The organism is Rummeliibacillus stabekisii, from assembly GCF_007988965.1.
In the GTDB taxonomy this organism is placed as follows: Bacteria; Bacillota; Bacilli; order Bacillales_A; family Planococcaceae; genus Rummeliibacillus; species Rummeliibacillus stabekisii.
Map to the genome: position 1 here is coordinate 1 of NZ_BJVD01000010.1, position 17,592 is coordinate 17,592.

The 17,592-nt window shown below is 36.3% G+C and carries 18 protein-coding genes; 9 read left to right on the plus strand and 9 right to left on the minus strand.

Features of this window, described 5'->3' with window-relative positions:
• The first annotated feature begins 300 nt into the window (after nucleotides 1–300).
• Together RST01_RS13375 and RST01_RS13380 are read left to right on the plus strand one after the other, a co-directional pair.
• Nucleotides 301–978 carry a response regulator transcription factor gene (locus RST01_RS13375; RefSeq protein ID WP_147197496.1) on the plus strand — a complete coding sequence of 226 codons (678 nt, stop codon included), beginning with the start codon at nucleotides 301–303 and terminating at the stop codon, nucleotides 976–978.
• On the plus strand, nucleotides 965–2,359 hold the full coding sequence (locus RST01_RS13380; RefSeq protein ID WP_147197498.1) for a sensor histidine kinase: 1,395 nt from the start codon (nucleotides 965–967) through the stop codon (nucleotides 2,357–2,359). The genes RST01_RS13375 and RST01_RS13380 overlap by 14 nt, the downstream gene beginning before the upstream one ends.
• A gap of 55 nt (nucleotides 2,360–2,414) precedes the next feature.
• Here RST01_RS13380 and RST01_RS13385 read toward each other — a convergent pair whose 3' ends face one another.
• Nucleotides 2,415–3,140: a 3-ketoacyl-ACP reductase gene (locus RST01_RS13385; protein WP_147197500.1), complete on the minus strand. Its 726-nt coding sequence runs from the start codon at nucleotides 3,138–3,140 to the stop codon at nucleotides 2,415–2,417.
• A 144-nt stretch (nucleotides 3,141–3,284) separates the two neighbouring features.
• Between RST01_RS13385 and RST01_RS13390 the strand changes: the two genes are divergently transcribed.
• The 6 genes from RST01_RS13390 (at nucleotide 3,285) to RST01_RS13415 (ending at nucleotide 9,929) form a co-directional block, all read left to right on the plus strand.
• Nucleotides 3,285–3,863 (plus strand): hypothetical protein, encoded by a 579-nt coding sequence (locus tag RST01_RS13390; RefSeq protein WP_147197502.1) that lies wholly within the window; start codon nucleotides 3,285–3,287, stop codon nucleotides 3,861–3,863.
• 212 nt (nucleotides 3,864–4,075) lie between these two features.
• Nucleotides 4,076–4,723 carry a GntR family transcriptional regulator gene (locus RST01_RS13395; RefSeq protein ID WP_147197505.1) on the plus strand — a complete coding sequence of 216 codons (648 nt, stop codon included), beginning with the start codon at nucleotides 4,076–4,078 and terminating at the stop codon, nucleotides 4,721–4,723.
• A gap of 389 nt (nucleotides 4,724–5,112) precedes the next feature.
• Nucleotides 5,113–6,231 carry a M20 metallopeptidase family protein gene (locus RST01_RS13400; RefSeq protein WP_147197507.1) on the plus strand — a complete coding sequence of 373 codons (1,119 nt, stop codon included), beginning with the start codon at nucleotides 5,113–5,115 and terminating at the stop codon, nucleotides 6,229–6,231.
• 103 nt (nucleotides 6,232–6,334) lie between these two features.
• On the plus strand, nucleotides 6,335–7,747 hold the full coding sequence (locus RST01_RS13405; RefSeq protein ID WP_147197509.1) for a YfcC family protein: 1,413 nt from the start codon (nucleotides 6,335–6,337) through the stop codon (nucleotides 7,745–7,747).
• Nucleotides 7,748–7,790: 43 nt separating this feature from the next.
• Nucleotides 7,791–9,017, plus strand: coding sequence for a M20 metallopeptidase family protein (locus tag RST01_RS13410; RefSeq protein ID WP_147197511.1), 1,227 nt, complete (start codon nucleotides 7,791–7,793; stop codon nucleotides 9,015–9,017).
• A 162-nt stretch (nucleotides 9,018–9,179) separates the two neighbouring features.
• Nucleotides 9,180–9,929 (plus strand): hypothetical protein, encoded by a 750-nt coding sequence (locus RST01_RS13415; protein WP_147197513.1) that lies wholly within the window; start codon nucleotides 9,180–9,182, stop codon nucleotides 9,927–9,929.
• A gap of 37 nt (nucleotides 9,930–9,966) precedes the next feature.
• On the opposite strand, the gene RST01_RS13420 is transcribed toward RST01_RS13415, so the two are convergent.
• From RST01_RS13420 to RST01_RS13455, 8 genes are all read right to left on the minus strand, one after another.
• A complete protein-coding gene (locus RST01_RS13420) occupies nucleotides 9,967–10,506 on the minus strand; it encodes a DUF2812 domain-containing protein (protein WP_147197515.1) in 540 nt (179 codons plus the stop codon).
• Nucleotides 10,503–10,823, minus strand: coding sequence for a PadR family transcriptional regulator (locus tag RST01_RS13425; protein ID WP_147197517.1), 321 nt, complete (start codon nucleotides 10,821–10,823; stop codon nucleotides 10,503–10,505). Before RST01_RS13425 ends, RST01_RS13420 begins: the two co-directional genes overlap by 4 nt.
• A 129-nt stretch (nucleotides 10,824–10,952) precedes the next feature.
• Nucleotides 10,953–11,876 (minus strand): AEC family transporter, encoded by a 924-nt coding sequence (locus RST01_RS13430; RefSeq protein WP_147197519.1) that lies wholly within the window; start codon nucleotides 11,874–11,876, stop codon nucleotides 10,953–10,955.
• A gap of 111 nt (nucleotides 11,877–11,987) precedes the next feature.
• Nucleotides 11,988–13,280 carry a CitMHS family transporter gene (locus tag RST01_RS13435; RefSeq protein ID WP_147197521.1) on the minus strand — a complete coding sequence of 431 codons (1,293 nt, stop codon included), beginning with the start codon at nucleotides 13,278–13,280 and terminating at the stop codon, nucleotides 11,988–11,990.
• Nucleotides 13,281–13,434: 154 nt separating this feature from the next.
• Nucleotides 13,435–14,118, minus strand: a complete 684-nt coding sequence (locus RST01_RS13440; protein WP_147197523.1) for a response regulator — start codon at nucleotides 14,116–14,118, stop codon at nucleotides 13,435–13,437.
• A 12-nt stretch (nucleotides 14,119–14,130) separates the two neighbouring features.
• Complete coding sequence (locus tag RST01_RS13445) at nucleotides 14,131–15,723, minus strand: ATP-binding protein (protein WP_147197525.1); 1,593 nt, start codon at nucleotides 15,721–15,723, stop codon at nucleotides 14,131–14,133.
• 51 nt (nucleotides 15,724–15,774) lie between these two features.
• Entirely contained in the window at nucleotides 15,775–16,230 is a 456-nt protein-coding gene (locus tag RST01_RS13450) for an 8-oxo-dGTP diphosphatase (protein ID WP_147197527.1), read from the minus strand.
• Between the two features lie 181 nt (nucleotides 16,231–16,411).
• Nucleotides 16,412–16,864 carry a MarR family winged helix-turn-helix transcriptional regulator gene (locus tag RST01_RS13455; protein WP_201787691.1) on the minus strand — a complete coding sequence of 151 codons (453 nt, stop codon included), beginning with the start codon at nucleotides 16,862–16,864 and terminating at the stop codon, nucleotides 16,412–16,414.
• 260 nt (nucleotides 16,865–17,124) lie between these two features.
• Between RST01_RS13455 and RST01_RS13460 the strand changes: the two genes are divergently transcribed.
• Nucleotides 17,125–17,544, plus strand: a complete 420-nt coding sequence (locus RST01_RS13460; RefSeq protein ID WP_066791091.1) for an organic hydroperoxide resistance protein — start codon at nucleotides 17,125–17,127, stop codon at nucleotides 17,542–17,544.
• Nucleotides 17,545–17,592: the final 48 nt, after the last annotated feature.

Consider the following 17,592-nt stretch of genomic DNA (forward strand, 5'->3'; position numbering starts at 1 on the left):
AGGTGTCAATTTTCCTGATCACCCGAAAAAAAGAGGAAATAAAGAATTAGAAAAGAGCTTGGATAAGTTAGATGAAAAGACGAAACAAAAAGCACAAAAACTAATTGATCAAGCCCAAGAAGAAATACAAAAGCTTGATTCAAAACGCTAATTATCACATTCAGAAGATATTTCAGTGCTCGTACCACTACAACTTAGTTGTGGTGGTACGAGTTTTTTTAAAGAATTCTTTTCTACCGTAAAAGAAAGAAGTACTATAAGAAAAAAGACATTACACTATGGAAATGGGGTGTGCCAGATTTGAATATTCTTTTAGCTGAAGATGATTTGCAGCTTGGCGAATTAACTAGCTTTATGTTGAAAAAGAAAGGTGGCTATAAAGTAGATTGGGTCAAGGAAGGCGAAGATGCTTACGTATATGCCACCACCTCCTATTATGATCTCATTATTTTAGATTGGATGATGCCCCATGGGGATGGAATTTCGATTTGCCAAAAGCTAAGAAGTGATGGATATACCGGTGCAATTTTAATGCTTACAGCTAAGGATACAGTCAAAGATCGAATTAATGGTTTAGATGCCGGGGCTGATGATTACCTTATAAAGCCGTTTGAAATTGATGAACTTTTAGCACGTTTAAGGGCACTTTCTCGGCGCAACTTTGCCCCACTTATAGAAGATAAAATATGGATACAGGACCTTCTGTTGAATCGAACAAACCAGACGATCGTTAAAGGTAAAAAAAATATACAGCTAAGCCCGAGAGAATTTCAGCTACTCGATTTACTAGTACAAAATAAAGGGCAGGTGCTAACACGAGATATCATATTAGAACGTGTATGGGGTTTTGATGCAGAGGTTTCGATGAAAACGATAGATGCAACTGTAAAATTGCTACGAAAAAAATTAGAAATGGTTGATCAATATGATTTGCTTAAGAGCATAAGAGGAGTTGGCTATACACTTGAAAATTGCTAAACTACCATTCTCCCGCTTATTCCGTAAAAGAAATATATTTGAACAGACTCAATTTCGTTTAACTGCATTATACAGTGGATTGCTTATGCTCTTCCTCCTTCTCTTTACAGCTGTTGTTTACTTTTTGTTGTATACAACCATTTTTAAGAATCAAGAACGTAATCTCCAAGGAAACTTGAATCATGAAGCTAGAAATATCGAATCCTATCTTCAATCACACAACAATAAAGGGCAGTTGCGCTTTAAATATCAAGATTCTCTTATGAATGATGCAGATCAATTTTTTTATTACATTATGGATAATTCAGGAGAGTTAGTACTAGGTAATGAAGTCATACCTAGTATGCGTGATAACTTACTTAAAACTCTTACTAAAAAACAAGAGAATCAAGAAAATATGTACCAAGAAACAGTTCAGGCAGAGTTTCCAAAAAGGGGTCAGTTTACCGATAATAAAGATGCCTTTCAACCAATCAAAACAACAAACAACATCCGCTTACTCATTGCTAAACACTCTATTAACTACCATGGTGAAACGATCGGCACCTTATATATTGGCAAAGATATCTCAGTTGTACACCAGATATTCAAATGGCTCTTAATCATATTATTAGGATTAGTTCTACTCTTTTCAGTGATTGCCCTTATTATTAGCCACTATATGTCGAAAAAAGCTATGATTCCAATAACGTATGCCTTTTCAAGACAACAAGAGTTCACTGCAGATGCTTCGCATGAGTTGCGTACGCCCTTAAGTGTGATGCTATCATCTATCAACGCTTTAGAATTAGTTATAGATTTAGAAGAAGAGTCCTACGAAAAAAAGATTATTTTAGGAATGAAGAAAGAAGTAAAAAGAATGACTGGATTGGTGAGTGATTTACTAACACTGGCACGTTCGGGCAGTGATGCTATTGAACTTAAAAAAGAAACATTTGATCTTCAACCTATTGTCGAAGAAGTCATAAACTCTGTTTGTCCACTTGCAGAAGCTAAGGAAGTCAACCTTCATTATGACACGCCTAATCAATTAATCCTTACAGGAGATCCCCAAAGATTAACCCAACTTCTTTATATTTTATTGGATAATGCGATTAAGTATAATCGAAGTGGTGGAGAGACAAGTCTTTCCCTCTCCATAAGTGATAAAGAGCTGTGTATGACAGTGAAAGATACAGGCATAGGGATTGATCCAGCTAATTATAACCGGATTTTTGAGCGCTTCTATCGCGCAGACCAGGCTCGCTCTCGTGAACTCGGTGGTTATGGCCTCGGCCTCTCCATTGCCAAGTGGATTGTGCAGTCTCATGACGGCACAATTCAAGTGAAAAGTGAACTAGATAAAGGAAGCAAGTTTATTGTTCGTCTACCTATTCAGTAGGTTAATATAAATAATAAAGGAGTTGATGATAAAAAAATCACCAACTCCTTTTTCATTAAAATGGATTTGTTGCAATAAAGCTAGCTGTTTTAATGTACATGCGTGAATTTAATTTCAATTGACTTACAATGAATTCAGCAAGATCTTCAGCCTGAATAAATTTAGATTCGTCATTGTCTTTAATCAAGCTTAGATCAAGCGCCAAATCTGTCGCTACTGTACTTGGGGTTAATGCAGATACACGAATATTATTACGGCGTACTTCTTGTGCAAGCGATTCTGTGAAACCAATCACAGCAAATTTGGATGCACTATATGCACTTGATGTTGCTGCGCCGCCCAAGCCGCTTGTAGAAGAAATATTGATAATGTCTCCGCCATTTTTCTCAATTAATTGTGGCAATACAGCACGAGTTACATAATATGTGCCCATTAAATTAGTATCAATGATGCGTTTCCATTCTTCTGGATCCATTTCTAGAACACTCGCGAATGTTGCAACACCTGCACTGTTAATCAAAATGTCTGCTTGTCCTAATTGATTTGTCAAAGCTTCAACAGCCTCTTCAACCTGCTGTTTATTGGCTACATCAGCAACTGCATAAGCTGCTTTTACACCTATGCTTTCAATTTCTTTTACTACTTCTTTTAAAGTCTCTTCTGTTCTGGCAAGCAATCCTACATTTACGCCTTCCTTAGCTAAAGCGATAGCTGTTGCTTTGCCGATGCCGCGAGCACCACCCGTAATAAATGCTATTTTGCCTTTTAATGATTGTGTCATCATACCAGCTCCTTGTTACAATATTTTTTAAGTATACTATGTCCTAAAGATTCTGGCTAAAAGGATGCTTATGTTTAGTTTTAAGACTATTAAATAACCATAATATGGACGTTTATAAAAACGTTCCTTTGGCAATGGTTACTTATGTTTGGACTAAAAGATCTTTTGTCTCTTGTCATCTCAGCCTTTATTATCTTGCCTGTAGTCTTGTTAATTAGAGAATCCGGATATCTTATTGTCAGCTGGTTATTTGGGGTTATAAATCCAAGAGTAACCATTGGTACTGGTCCCCGGATCTTTAAAATTGGCATGATTGATATTCGTAAATATTATCATTTGTATAGCTGGTTTTCCTATGATGGGATCAAACGGAAGAGCAACTTTGCATATGTCTGCATCTATGCAGGCCCTATTATAGCCAATCTAACTGTAGCTTTTTTGATTAATTTTTCTGTAGCACATGGATGGGGAGAGGAGTATAAGACTTTTTTAGATCGATTTGTTTTTTACGCTATTTATTATGTAATGTTCGATATCATTCCAATGATCACCACTAACTCTAAGCCCAATAATGGCATGATTATCTATGAAATGCTCCGCTATGGGAAACGGGTTGACTTTAATAATGAAGCATTTCTTCCATCTACTTCAGAAGTAGAAAAGGAATACCAAGAGTATATAGAACAATTAGAGGAAAGAAAAAAGGAAAGAATAGAAAAATAGCATAACTATATCTCTTTATTCTAGTAAGGTGTACCTCATGGAAAGAGGTACACCTTTTAAATTGTGACGACTACTGACTACAAAGAACATTTTAGAAAATACCAGCTCTTCCAGTTAGATAGAGTTCGTTTTATAATGAATAGAACGACAGTCAGATACTTTGTATATATTTTAAATTAATGTTAACCAAATAAATAACGGAGGTATTTTAAATGAGTCAATACTTGTTATTGAAAGACCATGTTTATAATTATATTGTAGAACAAATTAACAATAACGAACTTCTTAGCGGCAGCAAAGTCAATGAGAGTGCAATTAGCGAAAGTTTAAATGTGAGCAGAACACCTGTTAGAGAGGCTTTAATTCAACTATCCTCAGATGGATTGTTAGAATATGTTCCAAGAAAAGGTTTTGTGATAAAGGGATTAACAAAGGAAGAAGCAAAAGAAACCTTCTTGATTATTGGAACGCTCGATGGACTAGCCGCATCTCTTACAGCACCATTACTTAATGAGAAACATCTAAAAGAAATGGAGTTTTATGTGCAAAGCATCGATCTGGCAATTAATACGGAAAACTTCAATATGTATCATAAAATGCAAGAGGAATTTCACAACGTATACCTTTCCATTTGTCCAAACAAAAGTATTGTAGGCTTGCTTCACCAATTAGAAAAGAAATTCTTAAAAAATATGTACAATCTAGAGAATGTTGAATTCACAAAGGAAAAGCTTAGACAGACAAATAATGAACACAAAAAGATGATCGAATTATTCAGAGCTGGAGATATCGACGTATTAGAAAAACACATGAGAGATGTTCATTGGAATTCAGATAAGATTGATATTATTCCCTTATAGGATTGTGGGTATTTATTCAACTCTTCTATTATTCGCTATCTCTTGAAGTGACCCCCACTTCCTCCGCCGAAGTGGGAAGCTGCGTGTAATATAGATGATTAGATAAAGATAATCTATATATGCCCTGTAAATGTTTTATAAACGTACAGATTTCCTTCTTCATTATCATCCTTTCTATTCACTTTCACCTTTCCGTTGTTTCAAAAAAAAATCTATCCTAAATTTTAAAAATCACCCTATTATGCAATTCTCATTCTGTTAATACATTTCTTATACTTAGTTTCCTCATTCGAAGGGACCAACAATAGTTGGACTTTTCGAATTATTTTTTATTGAAAAACATAAAATATAATGTACAATATACAATATACTTTATAGGAGGTTTGCAAATGAATATACAAAACTATGAAGCCGCAAAGAAATTAAGGCATGAATTGCACCAGCATCCTGAACTATCCAATGAAGAGCATTGGACAAAGCAACATTTAATCCAATTCTTGAAAGCGCATACAAATAACCTTGAGATTGTTGATAAAGGAAATTGGTTTTATGCTGCTTTCCATGCTGGGGAAGATAAACAGAATATTGCCTTTAGAGCTGACTTTGACGCATTGCCTATGGACGAAGTCATTGATGTTCCATGGGCTTCAAAGTTTCCAGGGAAGGCGCATAAATGCGGTCATGATGGACATTCTGCTACGTTGGCGGGATTTGCCCTTGAAATTGATCAGAATGGAGCTGAGAATAATATATATTTTCTCTTCCAACCTGCTGAAGAAACGGGCGATGGTGCCATTCAATGTGTTGATTTTATTGTAGAAAATAATATTGATGAGATTTTTGCCTATCATAATATGAGTGGCCTTCCCTATCAATCGGTCAATATCATAGACGGTACTATGCTTTGTGCTTCCAAAGGTATGTCCATATATTTTAAAGGGTTGCCAGCACATGCTAGTCAACCAGAAGAAGGAACCAATCCTTCTATTGCAATTGCCAATATCGTAAGAGAAATTCCGACATTCATTTCACCACAAAAGAACGATGGCTTAATTTTATGTACAGTTGTTCAAGTTGATATCGGTGAAAAAGCATTTGGGATTGCTGCCTCCAAAGGGGTCATTCGGTTAACAATACGCGCTTTATATGAAAAAGAATTAGACCAGCTTCAACAAAATCTCGTGAACTTCGCTGAAGAACAGGCCAAAGAATATGGATTGGAAGTAGCTTTCGAGTATAATGATGAGTTTCCAGAAACCGCTAATCATAATGAGAGCGCAGAAAAAATACGAACTGCAGCCAAAGCAAAAGGGATGAAATTAATTGAATTAGAAGAAGCATTCCGTGGATCCGAAGATTTCGGCCATTTTACAAAGCTTACAAAAGGCTCGTATTGCTTTATCGGTAATGGTGAGGATTATCCTCAAGTTCATACACATGAATATGATTTCCGAGATGAACTAATAGAAACAGGAGTAGAACTATTTATGGGTATAGCTCATGGTTAAAATCAAACGGCGACGCCTAATGGGGATTAGGGCTGATAGCATTTGATCTACAAGCTAGTATGCTTTTTCTGAAAAGCTACCTAGGGAATTGGGAGGACAATGTATGTTTAAAAAAGGGGAAAAAAAGGGGTTTAGCTTTCCACATGTTTATATTATGTTTTTGCTCGTCATGTTGCTAGTAGTCATCCTTTCATGGATTGTACCAAGCAGCGAGTATGAACGTACTGTAGATCCAAAAACCGGTATTACCAAACTCAATACGGATGTATTTCATTATATCCAAAACAAAAATCCTATTTCGTTTATGGACTTCTTTACAGCATTACATAATGGAGTTGTACAGTCGGCGGATATTATAGTGATGTTGCTCTTTGCTAGCGGAGCACTTTATATCCTTGAAAAATCCGGAGCTATCGCTGCGGGTATTCATAAGCTGTTGCAGATTGCAGAGGGCAAGGAAAAGCTAATCATTATTGCATTGCTTGCTTTATTTTCTATCCTAGGAACAATTGGCTTTGGTGAGGGTGGCATACCTTTTATCCCTCTCGCAATGGCTGTCATCATGGGAATGGGTTATGACCGAATTACGGCTTTCGCTACGTCGACAATTGGTTTAGCCATTGGTTTTACATCAGGCGTAGTTAATTTTTATACTACTGGCGTTAGCCAAACAATTGTTGGCTTGCCAATCTATTCAGGGCTCATTTTTCGAATTGTTTCATTGATTGTCTTTTTGATTATTTCTGCAATATATATACTGCGATATGCCAATAAAACAAAAGCAGATGCTACAAAAAGTATTGTATTTAATGAATATTTAGAGCAGCTGGATCATACTAAAAAAGCTGAATATGAAGAAGAAGCATTTACATGGCCAAGGAAAGTGGCATTAATCGGGCTTGTCGCTGTTTTAATAGGCAGTGCCTTTGGAGCTATACACCTTGGATGGGGAATGCCTGAGCTATCCTCCATCTATGCTATTTATGCAATCTTCTTAATTATCGTATTGCGATTAAATCCAAGTGATGCTGCTGAAACATTTGGTATAGGCGCTGCTCGTCTACTACCTACGGGACTAGCTATAGGGTTCGCACGTTCTGTGATGATACTGATGGATCAAGCAAAAATAATTGATACAGCTGTCCACGCATTGTCTGGCATGCTTAGTCACACGGGGTCAATCATTACCCTGCTTGTCTTATTTATTGTAGTGATTTTCTTTAATTTCTTTGTGGTTTCAGGAAGCGGAAAAGCGATGATTTTAATGCCGATCATGGGCCCTCTTGGAAAAATATTAGGTATCAATCAACAAATAATGGTTGTCGTTTACCAATTTGGAGATGGTTTTACAAATTATTTATGGCCAACCTCTGGGGGCTTAATGGCAGCTCTTGGCATGTCTAATGTAAGTTACTCTGATTGGGTAAAATTCTCATTAAAATTATTCCTATTGCTACATTTTGCGGCATTCATCTTAATCATTATCGCTAATTCCATCGGGTTGGGTCCTAATTAATGATCTTCTATTACACTTGTATTAATTAAAGGAGGATGCTAGAATGATTAATTTTTTTGAGGAAGCAAAGAATTATGAAGAACAAATTATTAAGGATCGCCGACATTTACATAAACACCCTGAAGTTGGTTTTGATCTTCCACATACACAAAAATATATTCAAGAACGGTTAGATGAAATGGAAATACCCTATACATCGTGCGGGACTGTGCCAGATGAGGTCAGAGAAAAATATATCAAAGCAGGATTTAGTTCACAAGAGAATTGTACGGGCGTCATAGCAACGATTGGTCATGGAACTCCCTGTATTCTACTTCGTGCCGATATGGATGCTTTACCCATCCAAGAAGAAGTTGAAGTTGATTTTAAATCACAGCTTGAAAACAAAATGCATGCGTGCGGCCACGATTCTCATGTAGCGATGCTACTAGGAGCTGCACAGCTTTTGAAGAATCATGAAGAAGACTTAAAAGGGACTGTGAAACTTTTCTTCCAGCCTGGAGAAGAATGGGGTTTTGGGTCTAAACTAATGATTGATGACGGAGCACTTGAAAATCCAAAAGTCGATGTAGCATTTGGCATTCATATCATGCCAGATCAACAAGCGGGAACTCTGTCTGTTAGTAAAGGGACTTTAACACAAGCAATGGATACATACATTGTAGACATCAAAGGGAATGGTGGTCATAGCTCACAGCCACATAAAACAGTCGACGCGAATATGATTATGAATCAGCTTTATACAAGTTTAAATCTTCTCTTCACACGTGAGGCGGCGCCCGACCAAAACGTAACGTTTTCAATCGGAGCAATGAATGGCGGTACAGTAACCAATGTTATCCCTGATAAGGGCGTACTTAGCGGCAATATGCGTAGCTATGATCAAAAAACACGTGATTATCTATGTGAACGAATTCCTGAAATGATTGATTATGTTGTAAAAGCATGGCGCGGAGAATATTCAATAACAGATTTCCATACGCCAACAACTTATAATAACCCTAAATTTGTTGACGAAATAACTCCCCTACTTCAAGAAGTAATGGGCGATGAAAATATTGTGGACAATGGCGTTATGAGTGGTTCGGAAGATTTTTCTTACATTTCTCAGGAAGTCCCTTCTGCTTTTGTTGTGTTAGGTACAGGAGAAGAAGGAGCCCCACCTGTTCATAATCCACGTATGTTCCAAAATGAAGATATTTTTAAATATGGAGCAGCTTTACACGCGAATGTTGCCATGGGTTGGTTACACTCGCAATCTGAAAATTAAAGCTTAAAGCCCAATCCTTCTGAGTTCTTAGTGGGGTTGGGTTTTCATTCTGTTTCACGTGAAACATTGCTTTTGCTAGTTCCTGCTACTGGAATGTATTATACAAAATGACTATGATGAAATTATTCCTACTCCATTTCTCTCGAAAGGATGTATAACGCGATGCTAAACGAAATTAAATTGGAGCATTACCTGCCATATATCAATAGCTTGCCTGAATCTAATATAATCACTCCAGATGACGTATTGAATAGCAACTTTCTCATTGAAAAAGACAACAATATTGAAATGTACTATGCCCCTCACAATGAGTACATTAATCGAGATGCCAAAGTAGTTATAGTAGGCATTACTCCTGGGTGGACACAGATGAAGGCTGCCCTACTACAAGCCAAAATTTGTTTACGTGAAGGTGCTTCAACCGACCAAATTTTAGAACAATCAAAAAGAGCAGCCGGTTTTGCGGGTACAATGAGGGAAAACTTAATTGAGATGCTTGATGAATGTGAAATGAATAAAGCATTTGGGCTTTCGTCAACTCGGCAATTATTCGAGAAACATTTTAACCTTCTACATACCACTTCTGTGATTAAGTACCCTGTCTTTGTGAAGGAAAAGAATTATACAGGGCATACGCCAAAAATTGGCCGTTCTCCCCTATTAACCAATTATGCATATCATATATTTCTTCATGAGCTAAAAGAAATTAAACAAGACTATCTTCTCGTTCCCTTAGGTAAAGCTGTAACAGAAGTCATCTCCGACTTAGCGAAACAAGGAGAGATCCCTATGGAAAGATGTCTTTTTGGATTCCCTCATCCTTCTGGAGCTAACGGCCACCGAAAAAAACAATTTATGCAAAACAAGCAACAACTACAAACGATTGTTAAGAAATTTTCTCAACACATATAGAAAGGATATTACAATCTCAGAATAAATTTAGATAGCCTTACTCAAAAAATTGCTGTTCTTCCTCTAATCCTTTTTTTCTTTTTATTATTTTTACAATTGGGACGGCTATAAGTAATGCAACAGCTATGTTTATTACGCCAATAGAGGCATTAGCTATCTCTATACTTGAATTATCAGTATAAATGTTCACATTCATTATACCCAGGGATAAATTCACAAAAAAGAGTACTAGAAAAATGTTTAAAATACGCTTATAATAATCAATTTTTGATTTTGTATCTGTATATATTTCAAAGGGTCCCTCTGCTGCCGCCTTTTTCATGTAGACCCAGCCGCCAGACTCGTGAACGATGGTAATTCCGCTGTCCTTCAGAAATTCAAAGTACTCCTTCTTTTCCAGGACAGACATCCCAGTAATAAATTCATTACGATAAATACTGTCACCTGGCTCTCCCTTTGTAAAAGTAAATCGACCCAAGAAAAACTTTTCCAGATGCCAACCATTTTGCGCCATTTCATTAATCCACTTTTCTTCTTTCTCAAAATCTAAATAAAAGCGAAACTTTACCTTCTTCATTGCTGTCTCTCCTCCTTTGTAATGAGTAACCCATTGTGATGCAACTCATCAAGTCGTTTTATTTCAGCTTCAATCAACAACTTTCCAGCTTCCGTAATTACATATTCTTTTTTCCGTCCATCATCATCTAAAGGAACAATCCATTTTCGCTTCACCAATGTCTTTATTGCTCCATAAATCGTGCCTGGACCAAGCTCTACACGTCCATTGCTAAGTTCCGAAACAAATTGCATAATCCCATATCCGTGCCTTGGTTTATACAGAGCTAAAAGGATATAATAAACCCCTTCTGTTAAAGGCGCATTCTCTTCCATCATTACACCGCCAATCGTTATATCGTCTGTTGATATAAACTATATCAGCAGTCGATATAACTGTCAATCTTTTCAAGATACAAAAAGGGAAACCGTTATTTCGGTTTCCCTTCCATTTAACACTGATTATTATTAAAACAAAATCGTAGATAAATAAATAACAGTTGTCACAGTGACCATGCTAAAAATGGTCGACATTAAAACAACTTGTGCCGCATACTCAGGATGGTTATCATATTCCAAAGCAAAAAGTGCGCTATTTCTTGAGGTTGGGAAGGAACTTGCGATGAACAAAGCCTGCGCCGTCACCCCATCCAATTTCAAAATAAAAATAATCAGCAATGCTACTGCAGGAGATAAAATTAGTCGTCCTACTAAACTCATAAGTAAAGACAGCGAAAACTGCTTAAGTTGAAGAAATGCACTTTGAGCGCCCAATGTAATTAGAGCTACAGCAAGGAAAGCATTAGAAGAATTTTTAATAGGTTCCCACAAAAAAGAAGGAATCTTTATATGTAAAGTATGAAGAAGCAAGCCTAGCAAGAAGGCATAAATCACTGGGTTTTTTAAAAAGCCGTTCAGTGCTTTCCCCTTGGTTTTATCTATTGAAACTGAGTTAAACAACCCATAGGTATAGGTAAGCAAATTCTGATAAATCATCACAACAATTTGAATAGATGCCCCTAATGGATTGTGTTGAAACACAAGCTGGCTGACTGGCAAACCGAAATTCCCAGAGTTAACTAAAACCACACTATTTTTAAATACAGAGGATACTCCTCTATCGAATTTTGCAACTTTCGCAATGCCTCCGCTTAAGAGGATTAAGATTATACTTTGTATAATTAAAAACCCCAGAATGTGCAATAATGTTTCGCCGCCAATTTTATTTTCATAAATATTAGTGAAACTGACTGCAGGCATTAGTAAATAGGTATTCAATTTAGATAGAGTGTTCATATCAAATAAAAACTTACGATGGAGATAACCCCCGAGCCCAATTAAGATAAATATGGGCAGTATGACGTTTACTAAAATCTCAAAAAATATAGCCATAAATACCTCCTCAAATTAAATATAAGGCGTCGGTTAAAGAACGGTAAATTTAATATCCATTTAAACATGAAATTCCAAAAACTCAATATAGAGAGTTTTTGGAATCAATCGTTAGATAGGGATAATGGAGAAAATAAGGGCTACTAAAATCATTACAGCTGTAGCCCCACATGCCCATTTCAAGAAGGTACGTTGTAGACTACCAAAATCTTCGCCAACCATTCCTACTAATAAGTACGTGGATGGCACAAGAGGACTTAATAAGTGTACCGGCAACCCTAATAATGACGCCCGGCCAATCATAGCTGGATCAATTCCATAACCGCTTGCTGCTTTTGCGAGTAACGGTAATACCCCATAGTAAAAGGCATCATTGGACATAAAGAATGTAAAGGGTGCACTAATGATGGCAGTAATTATGGCAAAGTGTGACCCCAAGGCATCTGGAATATGCGTAATAACCACATTAGCCATAGCATCAACCATCTTTGTTCCGGAAAGTATTCCTGTGAATACGCCAGCTGCAAATACCATGGAAACTACGGACAATGCATTATCTGCGTAGTGCATGACTCTTTCTTTTTGTTCTTTTAAATTAGGATAATTCATTGTAATAGCAATAGCAAAACCAATCATAAACAAGACAGTAGTTGGCAAAACTTCACGAATCAGTGCTACTAACAGGATGATTGTCAGTAAGTAGTTGATCAGTATAAGTTTCGGTCTCTTTAGACTTTCATCAGCCGTCGTTGCTGCTGCCATCGCTTCTGTACCATAGTTAATTTCTAATACACCCGTTCTTTTACGTTCCTTTTTACCAAGGGTGTAAGCCATAAACAAAACAAACAATACTCCGCCAATCATACTTGGGATGACTGGTGTGAAGATATCCCCCATCTCCAAATTCAATGCCGTCATCGCTCTGGCTGTAGGGCCTCCCCACGGAAGAAGATTCATTACACCAGAAGCTGAAACTGCAATCCCCGCAAGTACTAATGGTTTCATTCCAATACGTTTGTAAAGTGGTAGCATTGCTGAAATAGTAATCATATATGTGGTAGTTCCATCTCCATCAAGTGAGATTAACAAGGCAAGTACAGCTGTACCAATTGCGATTTTTACAGGATCACCTTTAACAACCTTTAAAATTGTATTAATAATAGGATCGAATACCCCTGCATCAATCATAATGCCAAAAAAGAGAATAGCAAATAAAATCATAATCCCAGTAGGTGCCACACTCTTGATCCCCTCTAATGCCATAGGACCCATATCTTTGCCGAATCCCCCAAATAAGGCAAAAACAATTGGAACCACTATCAGAGCAATCATTGCAGATAAGCGTCTGGTCATAATGAGCACCATGAATGTTATAATCATTAAAAATCCTAATGTTGCAAGCATTATTCTTCACCCCTTTTATAAGTAAATTAATAATATATAATTTTCTGTTTACTGAAAACGTTTTCAAATTAAAGTTATTATTGTACATAATGCTATATTTTGTTCATACTGTTCATGAAGCATAAAAAAAGAAGGCTATATTTAATAGCCCTCTTTAAACAGGATAATATTTTCTTTCCGGTCTTCCAACGATTCCATATACAACCTCAGCTTTGGCTTCATTTATCGATGAAAGATACTCCAAATATCGGCGCGCTGTAATTCGTGAAGCCCCAATTTCTTTTGCTACTTCCTCTGCTGAAAGTCCCATTCGCTTTGTAAGAAGAACAGCCTGGACCTTCTCTAAGGTTATTTCATCTATTCCCTTTGGAAGTCCTGAATTTTTCTTCATCTTTTGATCGAAACTTTTGCCAAAAAGAAGATCTACATACGTTTGGTTTATCTCCTGATTCGACAGAAGTATGGAATGTCTTTTTATATATTCTGAGATAACTTCATCAAAGCGTTCCCTATTCACTGGTTTAATTAAATAATGGATTACTCCGTAATTTAGTGCCGTTTCAATAAATACTTTATCAGTAGCAGCCGTAATCATAATAATATCTACCTTAGGGAAGTCCTTTCGGATAAGAGGAAGTAAATCCGTGCCCATCATATCGGGAAAAAATACATCTAAAATTAATAAATCCGGCTGCTTTAACTTAATTAATTCAAGGGTTTGTTCACCGTTTAACGCCTTTCCAACTACATCTATTTCATCAAATGTTGATAAGTATTTTTCATGTATATCTGCAATTCGGAAATCATCTTCTGCAATAACTGCTTTTATTCTGTTCATGTTTTCTCCCCTTTACAAATATTTAGGAAGATAGACGGTAAATATCGTTCCGGTTTCTAGCGTACTTTGAACCTCAATCATGCCATTCATCTCTGTAACAGCCTTTTCTGCATTTGAAAGTCCATATCCTCTTGTTTCCATCCTATCTGAATCTTTCGTAGTGAATCCTTTTTGGAAAAGATATGTTAAATTTTCTTCTTTAATTCCCTTTCCATTGTCAGCAATTTCAAAGATAATATCACTTCCAATGTCAGTAGTGAAGAATTTTACAGTTGGAATGTCAGAATCCAACACAGCTTCAAAAGCATTTTCAATTAAATTTCCTAGGATAATTATTAAATTTGACAGTTTTATATGAGAAGGAAGGGAATCTAAATAGCTATCTTGGGCTATATCAAACGTAATCTTCTTTTCCGATGCCTTTCCTAGTTTGCCTAGGAGGATAGCCTGAACTTTTGTATCTTTAATTTGTTTAAAGACAATAGAATTTTGAGTTTGAAGCATCTGCGTTTCTTGATGGAGCATATCAATCGCTTCCTCATACTCTCCTAGCTCTAGCAATCCCATCAATACGTATAATTTATTAGTAAATTCGTGGGTTTGTGCACGAAGATCCTCTGAATAACTCTTTACTTCAGATATTGTGTTGACCATTTGTTCAATTTCCGTTTTATCTCGGAAAGAGGCAACTACTCCAAGATTCCCCTTTTTATTATAAAGAGGTGTACAATTCACAATGATTGTTTTTTCCTTCCACACTATTTCTTTATCTATTTGAGGTGTTCCTGTTCTGATTACTTCATACAGATATTCAGAAGGAAAAAGGTCATCTACCTTAAAATCAATGACAGATCCTTGAATGTTCAAGAGGTTTTTAGCAGTTTGATTCATCGTGGTAATGAACCCCTCCTGGTCAATGGCCAGAATCCCTTCTTTCACAGCATGTAATATGGCCTCCTGCTCTCTATAAAGCCGAGCGATTTCATATGGTTCTAGACCCATGGTATCCTTGCGAATGTTACGACCGAGTAATGAACTGCCAATCAAGGATATAATTAACGCAATGAGAGAGACATATAGAACTTTAATAATGTTTTTCTTTGACTGCTCATGAACATCTTCAAGTAAAAAACCTACTGATACAATTCCAATAATTTCTCCTTTTTTATTGTAAATGGGCGATTTCCCTCTAATAGAAGGGCCGAGCGATCCTTTTGATTTTGATACATAGTATTTCCCACCCTGAAGAGCTTTTTCGTTATCTCCGCCCTTCATTTTTTTACCAATCATTGCTTGTAGAGGGTGAGAGTATCTGACCCCATTCTTATCTCCCACAACAATAAATTCAGCACCTGTTTCTTTACGGATTTTTTCTGCAATGGGTTGTATTTCATTGGATGGATTTTTTATTTGTAAAGCAGTAATAATATTCGGCATAAAAGAGACTGTTTTAGATAACTCTAAGGCCATTCTTCCTTTATTATCCTCTATCTGTTTACTTTCCATATAGCTATAAAACACAGTTAACAGCAAAATTAACAACAGCCCTAAGGCAAATACGAGGCCAAATATTTTCGTCTGTAAAGATATTCTTTTGAAGTTCAATAAGGGTTTCTCCTTTGTTTGAATATACCTATCTTTCAATAAGTGTTATATTCACTGCCACTTTACTTGTCTTGATTCCTGTTCATTCCAAACCCCAAATCCTTCTGAATACTTTTTCTCTAAAAACATTGGTAACCTTTCTTTCATTCCTTCAGCAAAATTCAGTTTTGGTAACTCCTCCGTATCTACCCAAAAAATACGGCCTTCATCTGTTCTATCTAGCAAAGTTCCGCTAAAATCCTCTGTTCTATAATTAAAAACAAAATACTTTTCGCCTGTTTCATCGTTATACAAATATATAATTCCACAGGCTTCTAAATTAGAGATGGTTAATCCTGTTTCCTCTTTTATTTCTCTAATCGTTGAATCAATTAAACTTTCGCCGTCCTGAACCTTTCCACCAGGAAAAGAAATTCCCTTCCAAGACTTAATCCGATCAAGAACTAAAACTTTATTATTCTCTTTATCATAAATCATACACATATTGGTTAATGTTGTCCTAGTCACAAAATAATCCCCCAGCTTCACACTTTTATCAATTATCGCCTATGTACTACTTTATCTCATAATTTCTTTTATATATTAACATAAGCCTAAATAGACAATTCAAACAAATAGCACCTCTACATGATTAGAGGTGCTGGCATTTTTCTTCCTATAGCGTGGTTGAATTCATCTTTGCTTTTTATTATTTCCTAAGCGATTCATTTTGTTGCTTTAATTTCTTTTGAAGAAGGTTTAATTGATTCATCAATTCTTCATACTCTTCAAATTCAATATTACATGGTTTAACGTCAGCCGAGATTTTCGTGATAATGGCTTGTTTTTCTTTGAGAGCTTTTGGTTGCAGGTATATAGAGACTTTTCGTTCGTCTACTGTTGAACGCTCTCTTCTTACCCAATCATTCGCTTCCATCCTTTTAATCATTGGCGTTAAAGTACCTGTACCTAAATTTAACCGATTGCCCAGTTCCTTTGCCGTAAGACCATCTTTTTCCCATAGCACTAATAAGGCTAAGTATTGAGGATAGGTAAGGCCAAATGGCTGAAGCACCTTTGCATATAATTTGTTAAATTGGCTGCTCGCTTCGTAGATTGAAAAACAAAGTTGGTTTTCTAAAGTAAAAAAATCATCCAACATGCTCATTCCTTTATATACAATAATATTATTTTTTCTCTTCCCATTCCTAAATAACAAAAACTTATACTTTACTATTATGTACCTTATCAAGAGATACTAAAAATTTTAACGTCTGCGATTAAGTTTAGGCGCTTTATTTGAGGGTATCAAGGTAAAATACAAATTTTAATCAAAAAAGATGTAATTGTTGACTCTTTCATTTAAATCTTATAAGATTTAATCGTACACGATTTAAATTTAAACAAAAGGTGGGAATGTAAATGACAGTTTTATACACAGCAAGCGCAACAGCAGTAGGCGGTAGATTAGGAAGAGTAGTTTCATCAGACAATGTATTAGACCTAGATTTAAAGACACCAAAAGAGCTAGGTGGACCAGGCGGTTATGGTACAAATCCTGAACAATTATTTGCGGCTGGTTACTCAGCTTGCTTTGATTCAGCATTAAACCTTGTCATCAAAACACAAAGAGTAAAAGAGGTAACATCAACGGCAGTCACAGCAAATGTTTCCATTTTCAAAGGTGAAAACAATGGATTTAAACTTGCAGTGGAATTAGAGGCTGAAGTTGAGGGTGTCGATAAAGAAACAGCTCAAAAACTTGTAGAGGCAGCTCATCAAGTTTGTCCTTATTCTAATGCTACAAGAGGCAATATTGAGGTAACTCTTAAAGTAGTTTAATGGTATTGGTTTTGGAAGGGTTTCTTTAACAGAAGGAACCCTTCTTTC

What these genes read in the sequence shown, in the direction of transcription:
- RST01_RS13385 (WP_147197500.1), bottom strand. Translation starts at nt 3,140, where the DNA reads ATGACACAATCATTAAAAGGCAAAATAGCATTTATTACGGGTGGTGCT.
- RST01_RS13430 (WP_147197519.1), bottom strand. Translation starts at nt 11,876, where the DNA reads ATGGCTATATTTTTTGAGATTTTAGTAAACGTCATACTGCCCATATTT.
- RST01_RS13440 (WP_147197523.1), bottom strand. Translation starts at nt 14,118, where the DNA reads ATGAACAGAATAAAAGCAGTTATTGCAGAAGATGATTTCCGAATTGCA.
- RST01_RS13435 (WP_147197521.1), bottom strand. Translation starts at nt 13,280, where the DNA reads ATGCTTGCAACATTAGGATTTTTAATGATTATAACATTCATGGTGCTC.
- RST01_RS13400 (WP_147197507.1), top strand. Translation starts at nt 5,113, where the DNA reads ATGAATATACAAAACTATGAAGCCGCAAAGAAATTAAGGCATGAATTG.
- RST01_RS13410 (WP_147197511.1), top strand. Translation starts at nt 7,791, where the DNA reads ATGATTAATTTTTTTGAGGAAGCAAAGAATTATGAAGAACAAATTATT.
- RST01_RS13395 (WP_147197505.1), top strand. Translation starts at nt 4,076, where the DNA reads ATGAGTCAATACTTGTTATTGAAAGACCATGTTTATAATTATATTGTA.
- RST01_RS13455 (WP_201787691.1), bottom strand. Translation starts at nt 16,864, where the DNA reads ATGTTGGATGATTTTTTTACTTTAGAAAACCAACTTTGTTTTTCAATC.
- RST01_RS13405 (WP_147197509.1), top strand. Translation starts at nt 6,335, where the DNA reads ATGTTTAAAAAAGGGGAAAAAAAGGGGTTTAGCTTTCCACATGTTTAT.
- RST01_RS13415 (WP_147197513.1), top strand. Translation starts at nt 9,180, where the DNA reads ATGCTAAACGAAATTAAATTGGAGCATTACCTGCCATATATCAATAGC.
- RST01_RS13425 (WP_147197517.1), bottom strand. Translation starts at nt 10,823, where the DNA reads ATGATGGAAGAGAATGCGCCTTTAACAGAAGGGGTTTATTATATCCTT.
- RST01_RS13390 (WP_147197502.1), top strand. Translation starts at nt 3,285, where the DNA reads ATGTTTGGACTAAAAGATCTTTTGTCTCTTGTCATCTCAGCCTTTATT.
- RST01_RS13460 (WP_066791091.1), top strand. Translation starts at nt 17,125, where the DNA reads ATGACAGTTTTATACACAGCAAGCGCAACAGCAGTAGGCGGTAGATTA.
- RST01_RS13420 (WP_147197515.1), bottom strand. Translation starts at nt 10,506, where the DNA reads ATGAAGAAGGTAAAGTTTCGCTTTTATTTAGATTTTGAGAAAGAAGAA.